General features: G+C 65.2%; 19 protein-coding genes. 11 read left to right on the top strand and 8 right to left on the bottom strand.

The window, feature by feature from the left end; genetic code table 11:
* Positions 1 to 98 precede the first annotated feature (98 nt).
* Both JOF48_RS00230 and JOF48_RS00225 read left to right on the top strand, forming a co-directional pair.
* Positions 99 to 542 (top strand): (deoxy)nucleoside triphosphate pyrophosphohydrolase, encoded by a 444-nt coding sequence (locus JOF48_RS00230; protein WP_209676145.1) that lies wholly within the window; start codon positions 99 to 101, stop codon positions 540 to 542.
* Between the two features lie 73 nt (positions 543 to 615).
* Positions 616 to 807, top strand: a complete 192-nt coding sequence (locus JOF48_RS00225) for a DUF5302 domain-containing protein (RefSeq protein WP_209676143.1) — start codon at positions 616 to 618, stop codon at positions 805 to 807.
* A gap of 18 nt (positions 808 to 825) precedes the next feature.
* Here JOF48_RS00225 and JOF48_RS00220 read toward each other — a convergent pair whose 3' ends face one another.
* Positions 826 to 1,968 carry an Rv2578c family radical SAM protein gene (locus JOF48_RS00220; RefSeq protein WP_209676141.1) on the bottom strand — a complete coding sequence of 381 codons (1,143 nt, stop codon included), beginning with the start codon at positions 1,966 to 1,968 and terminating at the stop codon, positions 826 to 828.
* Between the two features lie 155 nt (positions 1,969 to 2,123).
* Between JOF48_RS00220 and JOF48_RS00215 the strand changes: the two genes are divergently transcribed.
* The gene (locus JOF48_RS00215) at positions 2,124 to 3,623 is read left to right on the top strand and encodes a long-chain-fatty-acid--CoA ligase (protein ID WP_209676139.1); all 1,500 of its coding nucleotides are present in this window, start codon (positions 2,124 to 2,126) and stop codon (positions 3,621 to 3,623) included.
* 48 nt (positions 3,624 to 3,671) lie between these two features.
* On the opposite strand, the gene JOF48_RS00210 is transcribed toward JOF48_RS00215, so the two are convergent.
* The 6 genes from JOF48_RS00210 to JOF48_RS00185 form a co-directional block, all read right to left on the bottom strand.
* Complete coding sequence (locus JOF48_RS00210) at positions 3,672 to 4,313, bottom strand: SIMPL domain-containing protein (RefSeq protein ID WP_209676137.1); 642 nt, start codon at positions 4,311 to 4,313, stop codon at positions 3,672 to 3,674.
* On the bottom strand, positions 4,310 to 4,795 hold the full coding sequence (locus tag JOF48_RS00205) for a DUF4157 domain-containing protein (RefSeq protein WP_245346336.1): 486 nt from the start codon (positions 4,793 to 4,795) through the stop codon (positions 4,310 to 4,312). Before JOF48_RS00205 ends, JOF48_RS00210 begins: the two co-directional genes overlap by 4 nt.
* A complete protein-coding gene (locus tag JOF48_RS00200) occupies positions 4,792 to 5,313 on the bottom strand; it encodes a hypothetical protein (protein WP_209676135.1) in 522 nt (173 codons plus the stop codon). Before JOF48_RS00200 ends, JOF48_RS00205 begins: the two co-directional genes overlap by 4 nt.
* Positions 5,310 to 5,894: a hypothetical protein gene (locus tag JOF48_RS00195; RefSeq protein ID WP_209676134.1), complete on the bottom strand. Its 585-nt coding sequence runs from the start codon at positions 5,892 to 5,894 to the stop codon at positions 5,310 to 5,312. The genes JOF48_RS00200 and JOF48_RS00195 overlap by 4 nt, the downstream gene beginning before the upstream one ends.
* A complete protein-coding gene (locus JOF48_RS00190; RefSeq protein WP_209676131.1) occupies positions 5,891 to 6,355 on the bottom strand; it encodes a hypothetical protein in 465 nt (154 codons plus the stop codon). The genes JOF48_RS00195 and JOF48_RS00190 overlap by 4 nt, the downstream gene beginning before the upstream one ends.
* A gap of 113 nt (positions 6,356 to 6,468) precedes the next feature.
* Complete coding sequence (locus JOF48_RS00185) at positions 6,469 to 7,059, bottom strand: hypothetical protein (protein WP_209676130.1); 591 nt, start codon at positions 7,057 to 7,059, stop codon at positions 6,469 to 6,471.
* 181 nt (positions 7,060 to 7,240) lie between these two features.
* On the opposite strand from JOF48_RS00185, the gene pheS reads away from it, so the two are divergent.
* The 5 genes from pheS to JOF48_RS00160 all read left to right on the top strand — a co-directional run bounded on the left by pheS (position 7,241) and on the right by JOF48_RS00160 (position 15,814).
* On the top strand, positions 7,241 to 8,305 hold the full coding sequence (gene pheS, locus JOF48_RS00180) for a phenylalanine--tRNA ligase subunit alpha (RefSeq protein ID WP_425353690.1): 1,065 nt from the start codon (positions 7,241 to 7,243) through the stop codon (positions 8,303 to 8,305).
* A 3-nt stretch (positions 8,306 to 8,308) separates the two neighbouring features.
* Positions 8,309 to 10,852, top strand: coding sequence for a phenylalanine--tRNA ligase subunit beta (gene pheT / locus JOF48_RS00175; protein WP_209676124.1), 2,544 nt, complete (start codon positions 8,309 to 8,311; stop codon positions 10,850 to 10,852).
* Between the two features lie 150 nt (positions 10,853 to 11,002).
* On the top strand, positions 11,003 to 11,461 hold the full coding sequence (locus JOF48_RS00170; protein WP_209676122.1) for a hypothetical protein: 459 nt from the start codon (positions 11,003 to 11,005) through the stop codon (positions 11,459 to 11,461).
* 243 nt (positions 11,462 to 11,704) lie between these two features.
* Complete coding sequence (locus JOF48_RS00165) at positions 11,705 to 14,788, top strand: AAA domain-containing protein (RefSeq protein ID WP_209676119.1); 3,084 nt, start codon at positions 11,705 to 11,707, stop codon at positions 14,786 to 14,788.
* A 78-nt stretch (positions 14,789 to 14,866) separates the two neighbouring features.
* On the top strand, positions 14,867 to 15,814 hold the full coding sequence (locus JOF48_RS00160) for an alpha/beta fold hydrolase (RefSeq protein WP_209676117.1): 948 nt from the start codon (positions 14,867 to 14,869) through the stop codon (positions 15,812 to 15,814).
* A 41-nt stretch (positions 15,815 to 15,855) separates the two neighbouring features.
* Here JOF48_RS00160 and JOF48_RS00155 read toward each other — a convergent pair whose 3' ends face one another.
* Positions 15,856 to 16,338, bottom strand: coding sequence for a hypothetical protein (locus JOF48_RS00155; RefSeq protein ID WP_209676115.1), 483 nt, complete (start codon positions 16,336 to 16,338; stop codon positions 15,856 to 15,858).
* Between the two features lie 150 nt (positions 16,339 to 16,488).
* Here JOF48_RS00155 and JOF48_RS00150 point away from each other — a divergent pair, with 150 nt between their 5' ends.
* From JOF48_RS00150 to pulA, 3 genes are all read left to right on the top strand, one after another.
* Positions 16,489 to 16,845, top strand: a complete 357-nt coding sequence (locus tag JOF48_RS00150) for a GntR family transcriptional regulator (protein ID WP_209676113.1) — start codon at positions 16,489 to 16,491, stop codon at positions 16,843 to 16,845.
* Complete coding sequence (locus JOF48_RS00145; protein ID WP_209676110.1) at positions 16,842 to 17,849, top strand: DUF1648 domain-containing protein; 1,008 nt, start codon at positions 16,842 to 16,844, stop codon at positions 17,847 to 17,849. The genes JOF48_RS00150 and JOF48_RS00145 overlap by 4 nt, the downstream gene beginning before the upstream one ends.
* Positions 17,850 to 18,249: 400 nt before the next feature.
* Complete coding sequence (gene pulA / locus JOF48_RS00140; RefSeq protein ID WP_209676108.1) at positions 18,250 to 24,450, top strand: pullulanase-type alpha-1,6-glucosidase; 6,201 nt, start codon at positions 18,250 to 18,252, stop codon at positions 24,448 to 24,450.
* Positions 24,451 to 24,534 lie beyond the last annotated feature (84 nt).

The raw sequence follows: 24,534 nt of genomic DNA, 5'->3' as shown, positions 1-24,534 counted from the left end.
TGGCCGGCGCCACGGTGCGCAGCGGCTGGCATGCTGATGCCGCCTTCAAGTCTAGACGTTCGACGGCGGTTGGCCCGTGTCCGGCCTAGACTGGCCAGGTGACGACTCTGAAGCAAATCGTGGGCGCGGCCCTCCTCGACTCCCTTGACCAACCACACCGCCTGCTCGCCGCCCGGCGGACGGCGCCGCCGGAATTCGCTGGCATGTGGGAATTCCCCGGCGGCAAGGTGGAGCCCGGCGAAAGCCACGAACAGGCACTGCACCGGGAACTGTCTGAAGAGCTGGGTGTCAAGGTGCGCCTGGGCGCCGAACTGGAATGTCCGACGTCGGAGGGCTGGCCCTTGAACCCATCCGCCGCCATGCGGGTGTGGCTGGGCAAGGTGACGGAAGGCACTCCTGCGCCGCTGGAGGACCACGACCTGCTGCAGTGGGTGGAGCTGGCCGGCCAGGAGATCCTGGCCCTTGACTGGATACCCGCGGACCTGCCCATCGTGCAGGCCCTCATCGAGACAACGGTTGGCGGACGGCGCGCCACGGATTAATTGCGGCGGCGGGTGTTGAAATGCGGCGGTGCTGTGCCAGACTGGGTGCAGATAACCCCAAGGAGGTTGTGCCATGACCAACGGCAATCACGACGAACATGCCCCCTCAGGCGCCAGCGAAGAAACCAAAGAGAAGTTTCGCCAGGCCCTGGAAAACAAGAAAAACAAACAGCACGGCAGCGTTGAGGCTGCCGGCGGCGCCAAGATCAGTGCAACACACGGCGCAGCCAGCCACAAGCGTGAATTCCGCCGCAAGAGCGGATAGGCACGGAGCTGTCCCAGCCTAGAACAAGGTGGGGGCTGCATCGGCCAGGGCGGGAACCAGATTCGCGGTTCCCGCCTTTTTGCTGCCTCCACCCGCCGGCGCGGCAATCTTCCGGAAGCCCGCCGGGCGCGCCTGCCGCGGCATGCTGCCGGTTGGGTAAAGGCCTTCCTCGACGCGGGGGTCGTGGACGAAGTTCTGGGTGCCAAAACCATGCCGCAGCTTGGCCGCTGCGACCTGCCCTGACAGCCACTGCCGGTAGTCCTTTGAAGCGTAGGCGCCGGAACCGTAGAGTCTGCCGTAGCGGCCCACCAGTGCCGGATGCTCCTTGGCCAGCCAGGCCATAAACCACTCGCGCGTTCCAGGCCGCAGGTACAGTGCCCCGGCGGTGACCCCGGTGGCGCCGGCTGCCGCCAGGGCGGAGAACAGGGCGTCCAGTGATTCCGCTGAATCAGTCAGCCAGGGCAGGATGGGCATGGCCATCACTCCGCACGGCAGGCCGGCGTCGCGCAGCTTGCTGATGAGGGACAGCCGGGCCTTGGGGGAAGGGGTTCCAGGTTCGATCCGGTGGGCCAGGTCCTCGTCGAGCAGGGCGAGGGAGATGCCCATTCCCACGCTCACCTGTTCACCGGCTGCCCGCAGCACGGGGATGTCGCGGGCCAGCAGCGTGCCCTTCGTGAGGATGGAGAACGGGGTGCCCGAGTCGGCAAGCGCCTTGATGATGCCGGGCATGAGCTGGTAACGGCCCTCGGCTCGCTGGTAGGGGTCGGTGTTGGTTCCCAGCGCCACGTGGTCATGCTGCCAGGACGGCTTGTGCAATTCCTTGCGCAGCACCTCGGCGACGTTGACCTTGACCACCACCTGGGAATCAAAGTCGGACCCGGAATCAAAATTCAGGTAGGTGTGGCTCTTGCGGGCAAAACAGTACACGCAGGCATGGGAGCAGCCCCGGTAAGGGTTGACCGTCCATTCAAACGGCATGGTGGAACTGGGCGGAACCTTGTTCAAGGCCGACTTGGCCAGAACCTCGTGGAAGGTGATGCCGGCAAATTCAGGCGTCTGAACGCTCTGGACCAGCCCGGCCAGGGGCAGCAGGGGAGCCGGTCCTGCGTCGTCCGGTTTGGGAAAAAGTGGCTGGTTGAGCTGTTGGTTGTTCCACCGCATGACTATATTAGAACATATATTCTAATTGATTCCAAGGGTTGGCGCGAGTGCCGCGTTGCCCGCGGGTAGGAATGTGGCGCAGATCACTGTCCAAAAGGTTAGGGTGGAGATGTGGGGCGGTGTGGCCCCGTGACTTTGAAAGCTAAGGAGCAGTCATGACAAACCTGGCCAGCATCGTTGGTGCCTCCGCCCGGCGAAACCCCTCGGGCGTTGCCATCAAGCTGGACGACATTGAAATTTCCTTCGGCGCACTGGAGGTGCTCAGTGCCAAGGTGGCCGCCCTGCTGGCCGGGCGTGGCATCAAGCCGGGGGACAGGGTTGCCCTGATCTCGCCCAACCTGCCGCAGATGCCCCCGATCTACTACGGGATCCTGCGCTACGGCGCCATTGTGGTTCCGCTGAACCCGCTGCTGAAGGCCCGGGAGGTGGCCTACCACCTGGCGGATTCCGGTTCCATTCTCGCCTTCGCCTGGGAGGGCGTGATGGGTGAGGTTGCGGCCGGGGCGGCGGACACCGGAACCGAGGTCATCCCCATCGATGCAGGCTTCATGGCCCTCATTGCCCCGCTCGAGCCGCTGACGGCCGTTGCGCCGGCGGAGAAGGATGACACCGCCGTGATCCTCTACACCTCAGGCACCACCGGCAGGCCCAAGGGGGCGGAGCTGACGCACGAGAACCTGCGCAGCAACGCCGAAGTCTCCGTCAGCCTCTTCAACAGCCGGGACGGCGACGTCATTTTCGGCGGGCTCCCGTTCTTCCACATCTTCGGCCAGACCTGTGCCCTGAACTCCGCCGTGATGGCCGGTGCAACCGTCACCCTGCTGCCACGGTTTGACCCCGTCAAGGCCCTCGAGATCATCCAGCGTGACAAGGTCACCATCTTTGAAGGGGTCCCCAGCATGTACGTGGCGCTGCTGCAGGCGCCGGGCCGGGAGAACTACGACGTCAGCACGCTGCGCCTGGCAGCCTCCGGCGGCTCGGCCCTGCCGATGGAGATCCTGCACGAGTTCGAGACCACCTTTGATGCCACGCTTCTGGAAGGCTATGGCCTGTCCGAAACGTCCCCCGTCATTTCCTTCAACCAGACCGACGGGATCCGCAAGCCCGGCTCGGTGGGCACCATGGTGAAAGGCTCACAAATGCGTGTCGTCGATGATGCGGGTGCCGATGTCGAGCCGGGTGCGGTGGGCGAGATCGTGGTCGCCGGCCCGTACGTCATGAAGGGCTATTGGAACAATCCCGACGCCACTGCCGCCGCCATCCCCGACGGCTGGTTCCGCACGGGCGACCTCGGCCGGCAGGACGAGGATGGTGTTTTCTTCATCGTCGACCGGAAGAAGGACATGATCCTGCGCGGGGGCTACAACGTCTACCCGCGCGAGATAGAGGAAGTCCTGTACGAGCACCCTGCCGTGGCGGAGGCCGCCGTCTTGGGCAGGCCGGACGAAGCGCACGGGGAGGAAATCTGTGCCGCCATTTCACTGAAGGCCGGTGCCGAAGGTGCCGACAATCCGGAGGCGCTCATCGACGACATCCGGGAATTCGTGAAGGCGCGCGTGGCCGCCTACAAGTACCCGCGCGACATCATCATCCTCGACGAACTGCCCAAGGGCCCCACGGGCAAGATCCTCAAGCGCGAGATCACCGTCCCGTAGCACTGGGCGGGGCTGCCGGCTCCCTCGCGGGGGCCGGCAGCCTTGTGGCTACACGAGCAGCCAGGTGGCCTCGACGGCGGCCTGGATTTCGCTCTGGCCCTGGGCGATGGGCATGCTGGCGCTGTCCATCGCCATCGCGGCACGGGCCATCATGGGGCGCGGCCCGCCCATCGTTGGGTTGACCTCGACGACGCCGGCCACCTCGCCCAGTGTGCGCCCGGCCAGCCGGGCATAAAGCTCGGCGGCCCGGAGGGCGTCGGCCCAGGCTGCTTCGCGTGCGGCGTCCTGGGCTGCGGAGGAATCTGAAACGACGGGCGAGAGCCCGTTGAGCCGGACGTTGTTGTTGCCGGTGTCCACCACGGCGGCGATGACGTCTTCAGCGTCCTTGCCGTAGCTCAAGGGGACCGCCAGGGTGTTGGAGACGGTATAGCCGGTGACAATGGTGCCGACGCCGTCCTGCCAGCGGGTGTCGACACGGACATCCAGGGACGTTGCGCTGATGGAACCCTGCTCGACGCCCTTGGCAAGCAGCACGGCGGTGACAGCGTTGACGGCTGCACCGGCCTGGGCGTAGGCCTCCCGCACGGTGGGCTGCGATGACTCGATGCCGATGCTGATGTTGAAGTGGTCGGGTACCGCCTGGGCGCTGCCCTGGCCGGTGACGGTGATGGAACGTTGCTTGTTGCTCATTGGCTGTTTCCTGTCGCTCGTGTTGTTGGGTGTGTTGTCGGGGCGGAGGCTTTTCGTGGAAAGGGCAGGCGCGCGATCGTGGGCCGTTCACGATATCCGCCGAGGGCAAGCCCGGCGTTGCGTTCAAAGAAGTTCCGGCTGCCGGGGTCCCCGGTCCGCCACCAGGACCATGCGGCGCACGCAAAGTACATCGGCAGGAAGGGCAGGCCCAGGCACCATGCGTATTGGGTGGCGTGGCCGGCCTCGTGTGCCAACAGGTCCGGGCGGGAGTCGATGAACGCCCGGTCGGCCCGGTAGAAGATCACGTTCCCCACGGTAAATGCCCCAGCCAGAGGCAGCTTGGGCCGGTAGTGGGTGCCAAGGATCAACCCCTGCGGGCCCTTCTCAACGGGGGTTCGTGTAGCTGCCGCCAGCAGCAGCCCGGCAGCCGTGGACAGGTTCACGGCATTCGCGGCAGCGCGGATCCGCAGGGACCATTTCATGATGCTGCCTCCTGCCCCGGAACGGTCTTCGACGACACGACCGTCAGACCCTTCAACGCTTCGTACGTGCCCGGCAGGGAATGGCCGCAGCTGTCCATGGGCCACTGGGCGTTGACGGCCTCCCCGGCAGCGTTGACGAGCCAGATACCGGGCAGGATCTCGCCGTAATCCAAACAGCTCGCGGGGCCGCCGCGTTCACTGGGCGTCGCCAAGGCTGCCAGCAACGGTCCAAAGCCTCCCGAGAGCCATTCCTCGGTCACGGCCATGGTCGCCGGATCCATTGTGCAGGTGGCAACCTGGTCCGGGGCAAAGCCCTCCGGGACGCTGCCCTTGAGCAATGCTGCCGGCTGGGTGGACGCCACCTCCCAGCCGTTGGCCGTTGAACAGTCGACGGCGGACTGCAGCACCGCCGGTTCCGGCAGGTATGTCTGGGTTGCCAAGGGGGACGAGCAGGATGTGAGGCCCAGCAGCGCCATTGTCCCCGACAGTGCCACTGCCGTTGCCCGACTATGTTTCATTTGCCCTCCATGGGGACAGGGGGGATCTGGACGTCCACCACCGTGAGTGCATCGATGGCCTTCTGGGTGTCTGGCTTGCCGCGGGTCTTGCCGCAGCCGTCGGTGGGCCAGGTGGCCGCGATGGCGTCCCCGGGCGCATTGACGAGCCACAAGACGGGGACGATCTCCATGTCCGAGGTGCACATTTGATTTTCGCTACCGCGGGTGCTGGGCACCGCCAAGGCAGTCATCAGATCCGTGAAGTCGCCTGCCAGCTGGTGACGCTGGTACTGGAGCCTGGTCACGGCGTCCACCTCGACGTCGGCCAGGCGGCAGAGGAACACCTGCTCCGGAACAAATCCCTCCGGCACCGATCCGGCCAGGCTTGCTGCCGGTGGCGAGTCAGTGGCTCCACTGCCCGGGAGGCCGAAGACGGACGCGGGGCAGTCGAAGGATTGCTGCAGCACGGCCGGGGCTGGAAGGTAGTCGGCGGACCCGCCGCTGCCCATGGTGCAACCGGCCAGTGCCGCCGCGGATGCCAGGGCCAGGCATGCCAGCCAAGCTGTCGTGAACACCTGAACGTAGGTGCGGCGGCTTGTCATTTTCCCTGCCCGGGGCCGGCCGCCACATGGGCGTCCTCAACGGCCAGTCCAGAGATCGCCTGTGACACGCTTGGCGTCTCAAGGGGCATGCCGCAGGCATCGGTGGGCCAGATGATGTGCACGGCTTCCCCTGCTGCATTGACCAGCCACAGTCCGGGGATGGAGAAGCCAATGGCAGGGCAGGCGGTGCCGCCATCGCCGCGAAGGCTGGGTGCGGACAGGGCAGCAAGCAAGGGCGCGAAATTTCCGCTGAGTTCCTCCTGCAGGATCGATGGCATGCCATTTGCACCACGATCACCGGCTGTGCAGACAACCGCCTTCACAGGAACAAACCCTTCCGGCACCGAGCCGGCCAGCGGTGACGGCGTGGCGTTGGGGGCGAACTCCGGCAGGCCGTCCAAGGATGCCGCGCAGTCCACTGCTTTCTGCACCGCGGCCGGGGCGGGAACATACTCTGTCACCTTGCCTGTGAAGATGGTGCACCCAGCCAACGCCGCCGAAGAAAGCAATGCGAGGCAGGCCAACAGCCTGCCTGCACGGGGGAGGTGCTTCACAGGTGACAAGGTGGACAGTGCTACTTTCCGGAACCCGGCACAACCGTGGTTCCGGCCACGGTCAGCCCGTCGATGGCCTTCTGGGTGTCGGGCTTGCCGCTGGCCTGCCGACACTCCGTTGTGGGCCAGGCAGCATCGACGGCTCCGCCTTCAGCATTGACCAGCCACAGGACAGGGATGATTTCCAGAATCATGGTGCACGCCACCCCATCCCCCTCTGCGCGGTCGCTGGGGACGGCCAGTGCGGCTAGCAGCGGAGCAAAGTCGCCCTTCAATTCCTCCTGCTGCATGACGCCTGTCACCAAGTCGGGGCGGCAGATAAACACCTGGTCCGGCACAAACCCCGCAGGAACACTTCCCCGGGGCGTGGCGGGATAGCCGGTGTCTGCATTGCTGGGGAAATCGTCCAAGGACGACGGGCACTCAACACCTTTTTGCAGCACGGCCGGTTCCGGCACCAACTGGGTGACGGTGGGCGCCTCGAGTGTGGTTGCGGGGGCAGGGCCTCCGGACGTGCACCCGCCCAGCGCAAGAGCCGAGACCAGCGCAACGGAGGCCAACAGCGGCAGGCGGAAGGCCGGCGTCGTACGTATCAAGCGGGAAGTGTCCATGGGCGTTAGCGTAACAAGATGGGCGGTCAAATGGGTCGCGAAGCGGTTACGAGTTGGGTTCAAAGCAGGCACGCGCCGTCAACTAGACTGGTGGAGGCGGGAGGAGCAAGCCCGCCGCCTACTCGCACACGAACTTAGGTACAAACTGTAGATGTCTGAGATGCCCCAAAGGACGGCTGAGATGCCCGAACCAACCACCGAACCCGCAGCGGTCCCGGACCCGCTTGACGAAGCCGCCATTGGTGCCGCCGTCGAGAACGCGCTCGCAGCCATCGCTGCCGCCACGACCCTGGATGAGCTGAAGACGGCACGGCTGGCGCACACCGGCGAGAAGTCGCCGCTGAGCCTGGCCAACCGCGAAATTGGCGGGCTCGCCAAGGAATTCAAGGCCGCCGCCGGCAAGATCATGGGCGCCTCACGCGGCCGTGTTGCCAAGGCGCTCGCAGCCCGCACCGAGGTGCTTGAGGCCGAGGACGCCGCCCGCATCCTCATCGAGGAGACCGTTGACGTGACGGCGGCCCCGCGCCGCCGCCGTGCCGGTGCCCGCCACCCGCTCTCCACCCTGCAGGACCGCGTCTGCGACATCTTCGTGGGCATGGGCTGGGAAATCGCCGAGGGCCCGGAGCTGGAATCCGAGTGGTTCAACTTTGACGCGCTGAACTTCGCCCCGGACCACCCGGCCCGCGAAATGCAGGACACCTTCTTCGTGGAGCCCCCCGAGGCGCACCTGCTGCTGCGCACCCACACCTCACCGGTGCAGGTCCGCTCGCTGCTGGAACGCGAACTGCCGGTCTACGTACTGTGCCCCGGCAAGGTGTTCCGCACGGATGAGCTCGACGCGACACACACGCCCGTGTTCCACCAGTTCGAGGGCCTGGCCATCGACAAGGGCCTGTCCATGGCCGACCTGCGCGGCACGCTGGAACACTTTGCCCGGCAGATGTTCGGCGAGGAAGCCAGCATCCGCCTGCGCCCGAACTTCTTTCCCTTCACCGAGCCCTCCGCCGAGCTGGACATCTGGCACCCCGGTGCCAAGGGCGGCCCCCAGTGGATCGAGTGGGGCGGCTGCGGCATGGTCAACCCGAATGTCCTCCGCGCGGCGGGGATCGACCCCGAGGAGTACTCCGGGTTTGCCTTCGGCATGGGCATTGAACGCACTCTCATGTTCCGCAACGAAGTGGGCGACATGCACGACATGATCGAGGGCGACGTACGATTCAGCGAACACTTTGGGATGGAGATCTAAGCGGTGCGTATTCCACTGACTTGGCTGCGCGAGTATGCGCAGGTGCCGGCAGGAGCAACTGCCGAAGATGTAATGAACGACCTCGTCAAGGTCGGCTTTGAAGAAGAGGACGTCCACCGCCCCCTTGATGAGATCAGCGGCCCCATTGTGGTGGGCCAGGTCCTGTCGAAGGAGCCCGAAGCGCAGTCCAATGGCAAGACCATCAACTGGTGCTCCGTGCGCGTGGTGCCCGAGGGCGCCGCACAGACCCTGGACATTGACGGCATTGACCCCTCCGGCGTGCAGGGCATCGTCTGCGGTGCGCACAACTTCGAGGTGGGGGACAAGGTTGTTGTCACCCTGCCCGGCGCCGTGTTGCCCGGCGACTTCCGCATCACCCCGCGCAAGACCTACGGCCACGTCTCCGCCGGCATGATCGCCTCCGTGCGCGAGCTCGGCATTGGCGAGGACCATGACGGCATCCTGGTGCTCTCCACCCTGGGCCTTGACCCGGAGCTGGGCACCGACGCGCTGGAACTGCTGGGCCTGACGGACGAGGCCGCCGAGATCAACGTGACCCCGGACCGCGGCTACGCGTTCAGCATTCGCGGCGTGGCGCGCGAGTACGCCCACGCCACTGATTCTGTCTTCACGGACCCGGCATCGCTGGTGGAGGTAACCGCCCCCGATGGTGAGGGCCACGCCGTCGTGCTGGCCGATGAGGCGCCCGTCTACGGCAAGCCCGGCTGCGACCGCTTCGTGGCACGCACCGTTACGGGAATTAACGCAGGCGCGCCAACTCCCACGTGGATGTCCTCGCGCCTGCGCCTGGCCGGGATCCGCTCCATCTCCCTGCCCGTGGACATCTCCAACTACGTCATGCTTGAGCTGGGCCAGCCGCTGCACTTCTACGACGCTGACAAGCTCTCGGGTGCCATCACGGTACGCCGCGCGGCTGCCGGGGAGACCCTGGAAACCCTTGACGGGAAGGTGCGCAAGCTCGACGCCGAGGACCTGCTGATCACGGATTCCACCGGCCCCATCGGGATCGCCGGCGTCATGGGCGGCGCCTCCACCGAGGTCACGGACGCCACCGTCAACGTGCTGGTTGAGGCCGCGCACTTTGAGGAAGTCTCCATCGCCCGCTCGCGCCGCCGCCACAAGCTGCCGTCGGAGGCGTCCAAGCGCTTCGAACGCGGTGTTGACCCGCTCGTGGCCGACGTTGCCGCCCAGCGCGCCGTGGACCTGCTCGTCGAGCTGGCCGGCGGCACCGAGTCTGCCGCGTCCACGGACGTCAACAACGTTGTGGCCGCGGCCCCCGTGTTCCTGCCGTCCGGCTTCACCTCGGCCCGCATCGGCATCGAGTTCACCCAATCACAGATCATGGGTTCGCTGACGGACCTGGGTGCCGGGGTGGAGAAGGTCGACGGCGGATATTCCGTCACAGCCCCGAGCTGGCGCCACGATTTGGTCACCAAGGAGGACCTGACTGAGGAGGTCGCCCGCCTGGTGGGCTACGACCTCATTCCGTCCACGCTGCCCACGGCCCCTCCCGGCCGCGGCTACTCGCGCACGCAGCAGCAGCGCCGCCGCGTGGTGCAGGCACTGGCTGATTCCGGCCTGACCGAAATCCTGGCCTACCCGTTCGTGTCGAAGGCTTCCAACGACACCTTCGGCGTGGCCGAGGCCGGAGCCCCGCGCACCGCCGTGAAGCTGGCCAACCCAATGAGCGAGGAGTTCGGTTTCCTGCGCACCTCCGTGCTGCCGGGCCTGGTCGAGACAGCCAAGCGCAACCACTCGCGGGGCTTCCACGACCTGGCGTTGTTCGAGTCCGGCCTGGTGTTCCTGCCGGAGGATTCCATGGGAACCCCGTCCATTCCGCCGCTGGGCACCAAGCCGTCCGACGACGTCCTGGACGCCCTGTATGACGGCATCCCCTACCAGCCGCTCACCATTGGCGCGGTCTTCACGGGCAAGGATTCGCCTGCGGCCCCGGGGCACGCCCCGCGTGCCTGGGACTGGGCTGACGCGATTGACGCCGCCCGCCTGGTGGCCGACGTCGTGGGTGTTGAGCTTGTGGTTTCGCAGGGCTCGCACCAGGCGTTCCACCCGGGTCGTGCCGCCGAGCTGGCGCTGCGCAGCGGTGAGGTTGTCGGCTTCGCCGGCGAGCTGCACCCGAAGCTGCTGGCCGAACTGCACATGCCCGCCCGTTCGGTGGCGATGGAGATCAACGCCGACAAGGTGTTTGCCGCAGCGGCCGACGTCATCGTGGCCAAGCCGATCTCCACCTTCCCCATTGCCACCCAGGATGTGGCGCTGGTGGTGCCTGTGGAGATTCCGGCGCAGACCGTGCTGGAAACCCTTCGCGAAGGCGCCGGTGAGCTCCTCGAGGATGTGGCCCTGTTCGACGAGTACCAGGGAACCGGCATTCCGGAAGGACGCAAGTCGCTTGCTTTCGGCCTGCGCTTCCGCGCCGCCGACCGCACCCTGACGGCAGATGAGGCGTCGGCGGCACGTGCGTCCGCCGTCGAGCTGGCCGCCGAAAGGTTTGGCGCCACGCAGCGCTGACACCTTTTCGATCCGGTGTTCGGCCGCTGAATGGAAAATGCGCCCGTTCCCCATAAATGCGCCCCGTAGAGCGGGCGCATTTATGGGGAGCGGGCGCATTTCATTTGTGGCCAGCTATGCTGACAACGGGAGGCCGGCTTGGAGACGGAAATGGAAGTAGACGCACAGGGGTTGTGGCGGCAGGCCGTGCCCGTTGTACTGGCGGCGATGGTCCTGGTCTGCGGGCTCTTCCTGCCGCTGACGGAGGCCATGTACCGACCTGCCTACATCGCCGCAATCGTCTTGGCCCTGACCACCCCGGCAGCCTTCCTCGCGGTGGCGCCGAAGGGGCTTCTGCGGCAGAGCAGGGCATACCTGTGGTTGTTTGTCGCCACGGCGTTCTCCGCATTGTGTTGTGCGGCAGTTGCCGTCGGGTTGTTGTCTTATGGCAGCCCCGCCGGTGCAGCAGGGGACATCGGTGGCCTTCCCCTGTGGATGCTGTCAACGCTGGGACTCCTGGCAGCCACCAGCTGCGCCATAGCGGCCAGGAAGACAGCGTTCCGCGAGCCGTCAACCCTGCGCGATTTCCAGCGGCAGGAACGGCAGGAGCGGCGCCAGCGGCACAAATGACGCGCGGCTCCCGTCGTGTTCCCGTGCAGGAACACATGCGCCGGCCCCTGTCCGCGCCAAGACGATGCGTTGCCACCATGGACCCAATGGCGTGAACGTGCAGGCACGTCGGACGGTTCAAGAATCGGCCGGGACGGTATCGGCCAGTCGGGCAGGGCATGCCGGGCGGCATGTGACCATCTGTGAACGGCAGGCCAAGTGGGCGTGCATATTATGGAAATCCACGAATGATGAGGATGGGGCATGGTTGACGGATTTCGGGTGGCGGACTATTTTTCAAGCGTTCTGCGCAGGGGGACATTGGATGAGGTCGCCTTCAAGAAAGATCCCCTATTTGTCGCGGTGGACCGCAATCAGCTGCTGACCGGAAACCTGGGCTCCGAAGATGCAGCCAAACTGTTTGCCGGCCGGAATGCCGGTACCGACAAGCCCCTTGACGTGGCAGTGTCGCTCGTGACGGTGAATGCCTCCCTGACCCGTGGTGAGGTCCGCCAGGACGGGTTGCTCTTGCTGGCGGCCAGGCTCCACAGCGACGGACGGCTGGAGCCCGAGCTGGAGCCTGCATCATCCCCTTGGATACCGTCCTCCAGGTTGGAATCCCCATCCGTGGGCGGGTCGAGTGTGCCGGTGGGGCAGCTCAGCGACTTTTGGAAGCACTCGCGGTCCAAGATGCCGGCCACAGTTTCGCAGTCTGTGGCCTTTGCCGACGCCATGGACCTGGCCACGGACTTGTTTGAAGCGGTCGCAGGAGAAGCACTGGCCGATTTTGCCTCGCGCCATGAGACGCCGGACCAGTCGATTGAGTACGGCATCGGCTACGTGCAGGCCTACGACCGGATCAATGCCGTGGGTGGGATTCTCGATCTTTATGATGCGCTCGGCAGGGAGAAGGTGCTTCCCGCCACCGTGGCGCACGTTGTCAACGGGTGGCGCGGCAGCCGGCGCAACGAATCGAGCATCCATGACAATGGCGGCCTGCTTCGCTCCGCCAGGCTGTCATGCGGTTCCATGAGTGATGGCTTCCCGCTGACTGATTCACAGCGGCGGGCAGTCCATGCTTTCCTTGATGAATCAGGCAGTGAAGTCACTGCAGTCAGCGGTCCGCCCGGCACCGGAAAGACGACCATGCTGCAGTCCGTTGTTGCGAACCTGCTGACCAGGCACGCCTTGGACCGCCGCGATCCACCCGTCATCGTAGGCACGTCCACCAACAACCAGGCCGTCACCAACATCATTTCCTCCTTTGCCTCGGTCACCAAGGATGAGCCCGGGCCACTGGACTTCCGCTGGCTGTTGCAGGAATACGGCGACGGCGATTCCGGCCAGGAGTCGCTGCGGTCCCTCGCCGTCTATTGCCCGGCCCAAGGGAAACTGGGTCAGGCCAAGAAGCAGTACCTGGTTGAACAGGCCGATAAGAGCCACACCTATACCCTGTACAGCAGCGAGTCCTACCTGGCCCGGGCAAAGGACAGGTTCGTATCCTGCGCCAGCAGCTACTTTGGTGGGGCCCGCGACATTCCGGAGCTGCAGCAGTGGATTCATGACGCCATGACCGAGCTGGACAAGTACCGCCTGGGGCTGCTGGACGCGATGGGTCCGGATGGCCCGTCGCGCAGCTACGCCGGTCTTTGCCGGAAGGTTGAAGCGTGCACCTATGTCAGTTCGATGGATCGCATTTCCGAGCTCAAGGACTGTGAGAGCCTGGAGCGCCTTGACCAGCTGCTGGATGTGACACTGCGCTATGCAGAGTTTTGGCTTGCGGTGCACTACTACGAGGCGCAGTGGCTCCTCACCGACAACTTCATTGAGCCAGACAAACGGCGGCGCAACACCCGGGAGATCATGGGGCGGTACTGGTCACAGGCTGCGGCGCTCACCCCGTGCTTTGTCATGACCGTTTATCAATTGCCCAAGTACTTCCGGCTCTACGCCGGTCCGGACAGGCCAAGCCGCTTTGACCTTGGCCGCATTGACCTGCTTATCGTGGATGAGGCCGGGCAGGTGGACACACCCTTGGGCCTGCCCAGTTTTGCCTTGGCATCCCGTGTCATGGTGGTGGGCGATGAAAAGCAACTGTCGCCCGTGTGGTCGATTGACGAGCAAACCGACAGGGAAGTTGCGCTGGACGTTGGCATTTCCGGGCAAGTGTGGCTTGAGGAACTGCAGGGCCGGGGAGCCACTTGCTCGGAACCTTCAAGTTTGATGCGGGCGGCAAGCCACGCCTCGAGCTGGAGCTACGGCAATGGTGGCCCGGGGCTGTTTCTCTCGGAGCACTTCCGCTGCCATCCGGGCATTATTGAATTCTGCAACACGCTGCTGTATGAGGGCATGCTGGAAGCCAGACGGCCGGCCGGATCCTCCAAGCTTGAAGGCCTGCACCCGGCGTTCTCATGGGTGGATGTGGCAGGGTCCACTGATTCAACCGAAGGGTCCAGCCGGAAGAACCTGCGTGAAGCGCAGGAGATTGCCGCCTGGATCGTTGCGAACTATGCGCACTTCTTTGACATCTACAACACACAGGAATCCGAGCCCAACAAAAAGGTTCCTGAGGATGCGCTGATAGGCGTCGTGACGCCGTTCAGCGCCCAGGCATCCCTGATATCCGCTGAGTTGCGCAAAGCCGTGGAGGCAGCCGGCGAGTCAGCCCGGCTGCCACATGCATTGTGGAAGAAAATCACGGTGGGGACGGCCCACCGCCTGCAAGGGGCGGAGCGGCCCATCGTGCTGTTCTCGGCCGCATATGGCCTGAACAGTCCGCAGGCCGGTTTCATAGATGCGAATCCCAAGCTGATGAATGTGGCGGTGTCACGGGCGAAGGACCTTTTCATGGTTTTCGCGGCCGGCAACCGCTGGAACAACGGCCCGGTGTTCAGTGTCATGTCCCCATTTGCCAGCAGAGCCGACTTGGCAACAGCCGCAACCGATTCGGCAGCAGAGCCGACGGTGCCGCAGGGCGCGCCCCCACTGCCCACGCACCTGCCGGCAGCAGCACCCCCGCCGCCCGCCCGGCCGCCCGCGATCCCGCCGGTCGCCGACCCGGGCGATGCCAGCCTGACCTTGACCAGGTTGTTGGACGGCTGGAAGAAGGATGGCCACCTGCGCGCCGGTGATGAGGAGCTCAAGGTGACGGCACTCAACGAGCGCCTCCGCGCCATCGGCGTCCTTGAAGGTACCCGGGGCGCGTGGACCGTTTCGAAGCTGGCCGAAACGTTGGGCGTTGTCGTCGAGGAGCGTCGAAACGCTGCAGGCCAGCAATATGAGCTCATCACCTACACGCCATGGATTCAGTCGATGCTCCTGAAGCTGTACCAGGAGGAAAAGCTCTAGAACCAGGCCGGACAGGAAATCACCGGTGTGGGTATGGCGGCATTCAAATGCGCCGGGGCCGTCAGGCAGAATTGGGCCATGACCTTTGATGGCGCGACTTTTGACCATGGCCGTGTGGATGTTCCCAACGCAAGCATCTACTGGGAGGCCACGGGAAACCCCGGCGGCATCCCAGTTCTCTACCTCCATGGCGGTCCCGGCGGCTCCCTGGGCAAAGGGGGCTATCGCAAGCGTCATGATTCCGACAGGTTCTGGACCATCGGCCTTGACCAGCGGGGCTGCGGCCACAGCACCCCGGCGGCCCAGGACGACCTCCCGAACCTGCCGCTCAACACGACCCGGACCCTGATCGAGGACATTGAGGCAGTCCGGGAGCACCTGGGCATCACGCGGTGGATCGTCACCGGGGTCTCGTGGGGGAGCACTCTCGCGCTGGCGTATGCCCTGGCCCATCCCCACCGTGTCACAGGGATCGCACTCATGGCCGTCACCACCACCAGCCGCGACGAGGTCGACTGGATCACCGAGGGCGTGGGGAGGATCTTCCCGGAGGCGTGGCATGAGTTTGCCGAGGCTTCAGGGGCCGTCCAGGGCGAACGGCTGGTCGGGGCGTACGCCCGCCGTCTTGCCGGTTCGGACCGCAAGGACGCCGAAACTGCTGCCCTGGCCTGGGACCGCTGGGAATCGTGGCACGTCTCCCTGGATGCCCCGCAGATGCGCGGGCGCTACATCGACGACGAACGCGCCCGCATGACGTTTGCGCTCCTTGTCACCCACTACTGGTCCAACGACGGTTTCCTGGTTGGCGGGGAACGGATCCTGGACCGAATTCACGAGCTCGAAGGGGTTCCCGGCCACCTCATCCACGGCCGGCGCGACGTCAGCGGCCCGGCCGTCACGCCGTGGCTCCTGCACCAACGTTGGCCGGGCAGCACCCTCACCGTTGTGGACGACGAAGGCCATGGCGGACCCACCTGTGTTCAGGCGTTCTGTGATGCTGTCGAGCAGCTTGCCGGCATGCAATAACTGCTGGGTGGCCAAAGGCCCGGCCTCGGTTCCGGGCAGGCCTATTGGCGGACTAGTCGTCCCCTGCGGAAGGTCATCCGCAGGAAGTACAAGCTGGCGATGGGCATGGCAAAGGCCAGCAGCCAATGCCCAAATTCTGGTGGCTTGGGCTTGTGAAAATGCACATCGCCAGTGTTGTCCTGTACCCAGACAGGAACGGTTATGCCCTTCATCAACGAGCCACTTTTGACCCGGTCCGTCCGTGTGACGCCGTTGAGTTGGTATTCAATGGTGGAGTAGTAGCGTTTCTTGCGATGACGCTGTTTGCGGTTGATCCGCGATCGCGTTTTAGTCTCCGTAGAGAGTACTTTGCCGTCTGTTGCGGTGTAGCTGGCAGTCAAGTTGTTGCTAAGGCTGACAATGCAGACCAGACTGCCGATGCCCAGGAGAATGGCGAGAAGAAAGGCAGTGGCCCTGGTGCGAAAACCCGGTCCCCGGCGTTGCCTGGTGGTCTTGCCGTCGCCCTGTGGTGAGTTCTCGGACACTGTAATCCTTCGTGTGTGGTGGTTGGGCCGGCTGCCCTTTTAAACGTGGGTGGGGCGCCTGATTGAGCGTAAGGTGTGCCAGCTGACCCAATCCACTTGAGGAGCCATTGTTACTTGCAATGTGCACATTGTTTGCATAGTGTTGCAAACATGTTGTTTCGTGTTGATGCAGCCTCGGGCCTGTCCCTTGCGGACCAGATTGCTGTCCAGGTGCGCGCGGGCGTCGTGGATGGAAGCCTTGCACCGGGCGAGCGCCTGCCGCCGGCACGCGACCTTGCCACGGCGCTGCAGGTCAACATGCACACCGTGCTGCGTGCCTACAAGCAACTGCGGGACGAGGGCATCATCGACATGCGCCAGGGCCGTGGCGCCTTTGTCCGCCAGGACGCAGGGCCCGGGCTGGTCCGCATCACTGAACTGGCAGAACAACTATTGGAAGAGGCGCGCAAGCTGGGAATGTCCCAGCAAGACGTTGCGCGATTGATTGGGGGAGTTGCACAAGCATGAGTGAAATTCAGCAGAAAACCAGTGTCGGCCGCAGGTTGGCCGCCGGCCTGGCCGGGCTTATCCCGCTGGCGGCAGTCGTCGTCTCGTGGCTCGCGTGGCGGGACAGCCTGCCTGCCGAACTGGCCTCACACTGGTCCGGCACGGGCCGCCCCGACGGATTCATGAGCCAAGGTGCCGCACTGTCCATCGCCTTGCTCCTGACCGGAATTCCCGCCGCCATTGCCCTGGCCTGCTCCTTGGTCCCCTCGCTGCGCCCGGCCTTTTTGCGCGGCACCGTGGGCTTTGCCGGCATGGTCTCTGGCATGGGCGCCGGTGTCTGGTTGATCTCCGCCGGGCTGACCCTGCGTGCCGGCAGCGCGGAAAACGCCGTCCTGGGCTGGGGGCTCGCAGCACTTATGGCCTCTTTCCTGTTCGGTGCCGTCCCGTACTTCATCGCGCCGAAGCCCATATTCTCCACCACGCGCCATGAGAAACGGATGCCCCTCGGCGCCCAGGAATCGGGTGCCTGGTCGCAGGCCATCACCTCAAAAGTCATGCTGTGGCTGCCTGTCGGACTCATTGCCCTCACCGCCGCGATCCTCATTCCGGCCATTGCCGAAGGTGAGCTCTCCGCAGTCTGGGTCACCGCAGTCACCATGTCCGCCAGTGTCCTCGCCACGGCCATGATCGCCCACATGCAGGTGACCGTCGACTGGCGCGGCCTGCGCATCGTCTCCACCCTCGGCCGCATCCCGCTCAAGCGCATCAAGCTCGAGGACATTGCCGCCGTCGAGGTCACCGAGATCCGCCCCTCCGAGTGGGGCGGCTGGGGCTACCGCATCATGCCGGGCCGTTCGGCCGTGGTCATGGGCGCCGGCCCGGGACTGATCGTCACCACAACGGCGGACAAGCAGTTCGCCGTCACCGTTCCGGACCCGGACACTGCCGCCAGCCTTTTGCTGGCACTGCGGGACCGGGAGCACGACGGCGGAGCCCACCCGGGCGCCGCCGAACAGACCGTTTAGGCCTGGCCGGGAGACGGCCCGGCGGGGACGGGGCAGCAGCGGCGGGCTGCACCGGGAAGGTGCCGCCCCGCCGTCGGCGGTGTTGTCAACAGCCGGTCCGGACGTGAAACCCGGCTCGGGGAACAATGCCTGGTGCTGCTCCCCGGTGGCAGCCCGCCAGGTGCAGGTTTTATGGTGCGAGCATGGCCCCCGCGGGAACAACAGTTCCTGTGGGGGCCATTTTGTGTTTTGGGGCACAGTTGTAGTGTAAGCGCTTCCAAGCGTTGATTAACATCATGACTCTGCAATGGAGGCAATTTGCCGTCATCTACTGGAAACGCTTGCATTAAGGTTTCCGGCGCTGGTACCGTCACAGGCATTGCCTTGCGCCTTGTGCGCCTAATCACAATTGGAGTCACGGATGACACATCATCTGCGCGCCCGCGGATCGCTTGCCCTTGCGATCTCGGGCGCCCTGGCCGCTTCGGCCCTCTTAGCGCCAGCCATTACGGTGGCATCGGCCCACCGCGCCAACGCGGCGGACGGGCGAACATTTTCCCTCGTCGGCAGCCTGCAGGATGAACTTGGCTGTGCGGCCGACTGGGCGCCGGACTGCACCGACACCGACCTGGCGCCGACAGAAACGCCCGGCATCTATTCCGCCGACTTCACCCTCCCCGCCGGCTCCTTTGATTACAAGGTGGCCGTCAACCACTCCTGGGACGAGGCCTACGGCCACGGGCAGGACAACATCCCGCTGGTTCTGGCCGGTGACAGCCGGATCCGGGTCACCTTCAACGACACCACCAAGCTGGTGGGCATCCAGCCGCTGGACCTGCGCGGGGAATACACCGCCGATGACGACGCACTGGTGAAGGCGCCCGTGCGCCAGGCCGGGGCCGACGAGAACTTCTACTTCGTCATGACCGACCGGTTCAACAATGGCGACACGACCAACGACGAAGCCGGGATCGCCGGAGGCCGCCTGCAGAGCGGCTACGACCCGGCCGACAAGGGCTTCTACAACGGCGGCGACATCCAGGGCCTGCGCGACAAGCTCAACTACATCGAAGGCCTGGGCACCACAGCCATCTGGCTGACCCCGAGTTTCAAGAACCGTCCCGTCCAGGGCGAGGGCGCCGACGCCTCCGCCGGCTACCACGGCTACTGGGTGACCGATTTTACCCAGATCGACCCGCACCTTGGCACGAACGAGGAACTCTCGGCCCTCATCGACGAGGCCCATGCCAAGGGCATCAAGGTCTACTTCGACATCATCACCAACCACACGGCCGATGTCATCGCCAACGAACAAAACACCTACGGCTACGTGGACAAGGCCACTGCACCCTACAAGGACGCCGCGGGAGCCGCGTTCGATCCGGCGGACTACGCCGGAACCGCGGATTTCCCGGACATGGATCCGGCAACCAGCTTCCCCTACACCCCTGTTGTGCAGGAAGCCGACAAGAACCTGAAGGTGCCCGCCTGGCTGAACGATGCCACGCTGTACCACAACCGCGGCGACTCCACCTGGGCGGGGGAGTCCGAAACCTACGGCGACTTCAACGGCCTTGATGACATCATGACCGAAAACCCCAAGGTGGTTGACGGCTTCATCGACGTTTTCAAGGACTGGGTTGACTTTGGCATCGACGGGTTCCGCATCGACACCGTCAAGCATGTGAACTTTGAGTTCTGGGAAAAGTGGACCACGGCTGTCCTGGACCACGCCCATGAGCAGGGCAAGGACGACTTCTTCATGTTCGGCGAGGTCTACAGTGCCGACCAAAAAATCCTTTCCCCGTACGTGCGCAAGACGGACATGAACTCCGTCCTTGACTTTGCCTTCCAGGATGGCGCCGTTGGCTACGCCGCGGGCAACTCCGCCCGGGGCCTGCAGTCCCTCTTCGCAGGCGACGACTACTTCACCACGCCGCGGAGCTCCGCGACAGCGCTGCCCACTTTCCTGGGCAACCATGACATGGGCCGCGTGGGCTTCTTCATGAACAACACTCAGAACCCACTGGAACGCGACGAGCTCGCCCACGAATTGATGTACCTGACACGCGGCCAGCCCGTGGTCTACTACGGAGATGAGCAGGGCTTTGCCGGCACGGGAGACGGCAAGGACAAGAACTCGCGCCAGAGCCTCTTTGGCACCCAGGTGGCCGAATACGCGGAGCAGAACCTCGTCACAGGCGAGGTGAACGGCACCGCCGACCGTTTCGACACCGACGCACCCCTCTACAAGCACATTGCGGCGCTGGCCAAGCTCCGCGCGGACAACCCCGCCCTGGCGCAGGGCGCGCAAATCCAGCGCTACGCAGAAGACGGCGCAGGCATCTACGCCTTCTCCCGCGTGGACCGTGACGAAAAGGTGGAATACCTTGTTGCCTTGAACAATGCCACGGAGGAGAAGTCCGTTGCTCTGACCACCTTGACGCAGGGCGCCGAATACGCCCCGCTGTACGGAACGACGTCGGCCATCTCCAGTGACGCTTCCGGCGCCGCCACGGTCACCGTGCCGCCCATGGGCGCCGTTGTCTACAAGGCCAACAAGGGCGTCACCGCCCCGGCAGCAGCCTCCGAAACAGCCGTGACCCTGCCCGCCCCCGGTGCCGCACTGGCCGGTGCCACGGCCGTGGGTGCAACGGTGGATGCCAACACCTGGACGGAGACAAGCTTTGCCTACCGCGTGGCCGGCTCCGCCGACTGGACGCCGCTGGGCACCGCCGAGAGCACCGCGCCCCGTGTCTTCCATGACGCCGATGCACTCGCCCGGGGCACCCTGGTCGAGTACCGCGCAGTCACCACTGATGCTGCAGGAAACCACAGTGCCGCGTCGACGTTTGGTTCCGCGGGCTTTGCCGTGACAACGGAGGTGGCAGAAACGCCCGAGCCGGAGATCAGCATGGTCTCCGTGCCCGGCAGCCACAACCTCGCCATGGGCTGCGCCGGCGACTGGCAGCCAGCCTGTGAGGCCGCCAAGCTCAGCAAGAACGAGGACGGCATCTACACCGGCACCTTCGATCTGCCTGCCGGAGCGTACGAGTACAAGGTGGCCATGAACGGGACCTGGGACTTGGCCTATGGCGCCGGAGGAGATTCCTCCGGCGGCGCCAAGAACCTCAGCTACACGCACGACGGCGGACCTGTCACCTTCTTCTGGAACCCCGCCACCAAGATGGCGCAGAACACCTCCCAGGCCCCGATCGTCACCCTCGCCGGTGATTTCCAGGCCGCCCTGGGCTGCTCTGCCGACTGGAAGCCGGCCTGCTTCGCCACGTCCATGCAGGACAGCGACGGCGACGGCGTCTACGAGTTCTCCACCGACAAGATCCCTGCCGGAAACTACTCGACCAAGGTCACACATGGCCAGGGCTGGGATGAAAACTACGGTGTTGGCGGCGCCGCCGGCGGCGACAACATCTCCTTCTCCGCCAGCGACGGCAAGATGGTGAACTTCCGCTACACGCTGGAAACGCACATCCTTGACATCGAGGTTGCGGATCCGCCGCTGCCCGGCCTCGGCCGGCTGCAGGCACAGTGGGTTGACCAAAACACCCTCGCCTGGCCCGCCGCCCTGCTGGGATCTGTCCCGGCAGCGGACGCTTCCTGGCAACTGTTCCATTCCGAAACAGCCGCCCTGAAACTGGAGGATGGCGCCGTCACTGGCGGCGACGCCGTGGCACTGACCCACGACCCTGCCGGCTTCTCCGAGGAGCAGCTGGCACGATTCCCCACACTGGCGAGCGGCTACATTGTGTTGCGCCCCGCCGGCGTGGGCAAGGAAAAGGCTGCGGGCTCGCCCGCCGATCTGCTGAAGGAACAGCTGCAGATTGCCCAGACCAGCGGCGGTGCACTCAGCGCCTACACCGGAGTGCAGCTCCCCGGCGTGCTCGACAGCCTGTACTCCGGTGCCCTCGCCGACAAGACGCTGGGGGTGGCCTGGACTGCAGGTGCCCCGAGCTTCGCACTCTGGGCACCGACCGCCCAGCGGGCCACGCTCCTTTCATGGCCTGCCGACGGAACGGGTGACCCCGTGCGGACCGAAGCAACCTGGGACGGCGCTGCCGGAACCTGGACTGCGGCACCGAGTCCGGTGGAGGAAAACGCGCAGTACCTCTGGGAAGTCAACGTCTACGCCCATTCAACGGGCAAGGTGGAAACCAACCAGGTGACGGACCCCTACTCCGTTGCGCTGACCACCAACTCGCTTCGTTCGGTGGCCGTCGACATGGATTCGCGCGCCTGGGCACCTGAGCAGTGGGCAACCACGGCCGCCCCGGTAATCGAGAAGCAGGTTGACCGCTCCATCTACGAACTGCACGTGCGTGACTTCTCCATCGGCGACACCACGGTACCGGAAGAGGAACGGGGCACCTACCGCGCCTTCACCCGGGACAGTGCCGGAACCGCCCAGCTGCGCGAGCTTGCCGACGCCGGCATCAACACCGTGCACCTGCTTCCCACGTTTGACCTGGCCACCATTGAGGAGGACCGCGCAGCCCAGAAAACTCCGGACTGCGACCTCGCCTCCATGGACCCCGCGTCCGAGCAACAGCAGGCCTGCACCGGCGCAATCGCCGACGCTGACGGCTACAACTGGGGCTACGACCCGCTCCATTTCCAGGCGCCGGAAGGCTCCTACGCCGTGAACCCCGAGGGCGGTGCCCGGGTATCCGAGTTCCGCGAAATGGTTGGTGCCCTGCACGCAACCGGCCTCCAGGTGGTCCTGGACCAGGTGTACAACCACACGGCAGCCTCAGGGCAGTCAGACAAGTCCGTCCTGGACAAGCTGGTTCCCGGCTACTACCAGCGCCTCGACGCCAATGGAAAGGTGCAGACCTCAACCTGCTGCGAAAACGTGGCAACCGAACACAAGGCCGCCGAAAAGCTGATGGTCGACTCAGTGGTCCTCTGGGCTCGCGAGTACAAGGTTGACGGCTTCCGCTTCGACCTCATGGGGCACCACTCCAAGGCCAACATGCTCGCAGTCCGGGCTGCGTTGGACGCGCTGACCCTTGAAAAGGACGGCGTGGAGGGCAAGTCCATCCTGCTGTATGGCGAAGGCTGGAACTTTGGAGAGGTCGCGGACAACGCGCTCTTTGAACAGGCAAGCCAGGGCCAACTGGGCGGAACCCACATCGGCACCTTCAGCGACAGGCTGCGCGACGCCGTGCACGGCGGAAGCCCCGTGGCAGGCGACACCAAGTTCCAGCAGGGATTTGGCACCGGCCTGGCAACCGACCCGAACGGTGCCGCGATCAACGGCACACCGGAGCAGGCCCTGGCCGAGCTTGCCCACCAGACCGACCTGGTCAAGCTCGGCCTGGCCGGAAACCTGGCCGAATACACGCTGACGGCCTCCGACGGCAACCCCACCAAGGGATCCGAACTGGACTACCGCGGGGCCAAGGCCGGCTACGCCAGCCAGCCGGACGAGATCATCAGCTACGTTGATGCGCATGACAACGAAACACTGTTCGACATCGGCATGCTCAAGCTGCCGGCCGGGACCACCATGGCCGACCGCGTCCGCATGAACACCCTGTCCCTGGCAACCGCAACGCTGGCCCAGACGCCGTCGTTCTGGCACGCTGGAACAGAACTGTTGCGCTCCAAGTCCCTGGACCGCAACAGCTACAACTCCGGTGACTGGTTCAACCGCATCGACTGGACCGGGCAGGAGTCGACCTTTGGCTCCGGCCTGCCGCCCAAGGCCGACAACGGCGACCACTGGGCAGCCATGGCACCCCTGCTGGCCAACCCCGCGAACAAGCCGGCGCCGGCCGACATCGCCGCCGCCGAGGCGGGTGCGCTGGACCTGCTGCGCCTGCGTTCCTCGATTGACCTGCTGCGCCTTGGCTCGGCCGAGCTCATCGAGCAGAAGGTGTCCTTCCCTGGCAGCGGCACCGAGGCAACACCGGGACTCATCACCATGAGCATTGACGACCTGGTGGGCGAAGACGCGGATCCCGCGCTCGACGGCGCGCTGGTGGTCTTCAACGCCGGCACCGAGGCCGCCAGCCAGACCGTTGACACGCTGGCGGGCCGGGACTTCGCACTCGCGCCCGTCCAGCAGAACGGCACGGATGCCGTGGTCAAGGAAACCACCTGGGATGCCGCGAGCGGAACCGTCAATGTTCCCGCCCGCACGGTAGCCGTCCTCCTGGATGCTGCACCGGGTGAGCAGGGTGGCGGCGACGGCGACGGCGACGGCGGTGACGGCGACGGAACCGACAATGGCGGTGACGGCGATGGAACCGGCACCGACAACGGCAACGGCACCGACAACGGGTCCGGCACTGACAACGGTACGGACAACGGCACCGACAACGGGTCCGGCACTGACAATGGTACGGACAACGGCACCGGCAACGGCGACGGCGGCACCAAGGTGACGGATGCCCCGTCGGCCACGGCCTCGAGCCCGGCCGCCACCGACTCCGCCGCCGACCCGTCCGCCACCGCGCAGGCTGCCGATGAAGGCGACCTGGCCAGCACCGGCGCCAACGTCCTGCGGATCGGCGGGCTGGCCATGCTGATGTTGCTGGCAGGCGGGGCCGTGTTCATGGTCGCCCGCCGCAGAAAGCAAGGGGGAGCGCGCCAAGGCTAAATAGGCAGTGCGAGGGGCCGGTTCGGGTGGTAGACCACCCGAACCGGCCTTTTCATTGCCGCACTCCGGCCGGTCGCAGATAAT

It is taken from the genome of Arthrobacter stackebrandtii, assembly GCF_017876675.1.
Taxonomy (GTDB): Bacteria; Actinomycetota; Actinomycetes; order Actinomycetales; family Micrococcaceae; genus Specibacter; species Specibacter stackebrandtii.
The sequence above is the reverse complement of the archived record's forward strand: the minus strand, read 5'-3'. Positions and strand labels throughout refer to the sequence as shown.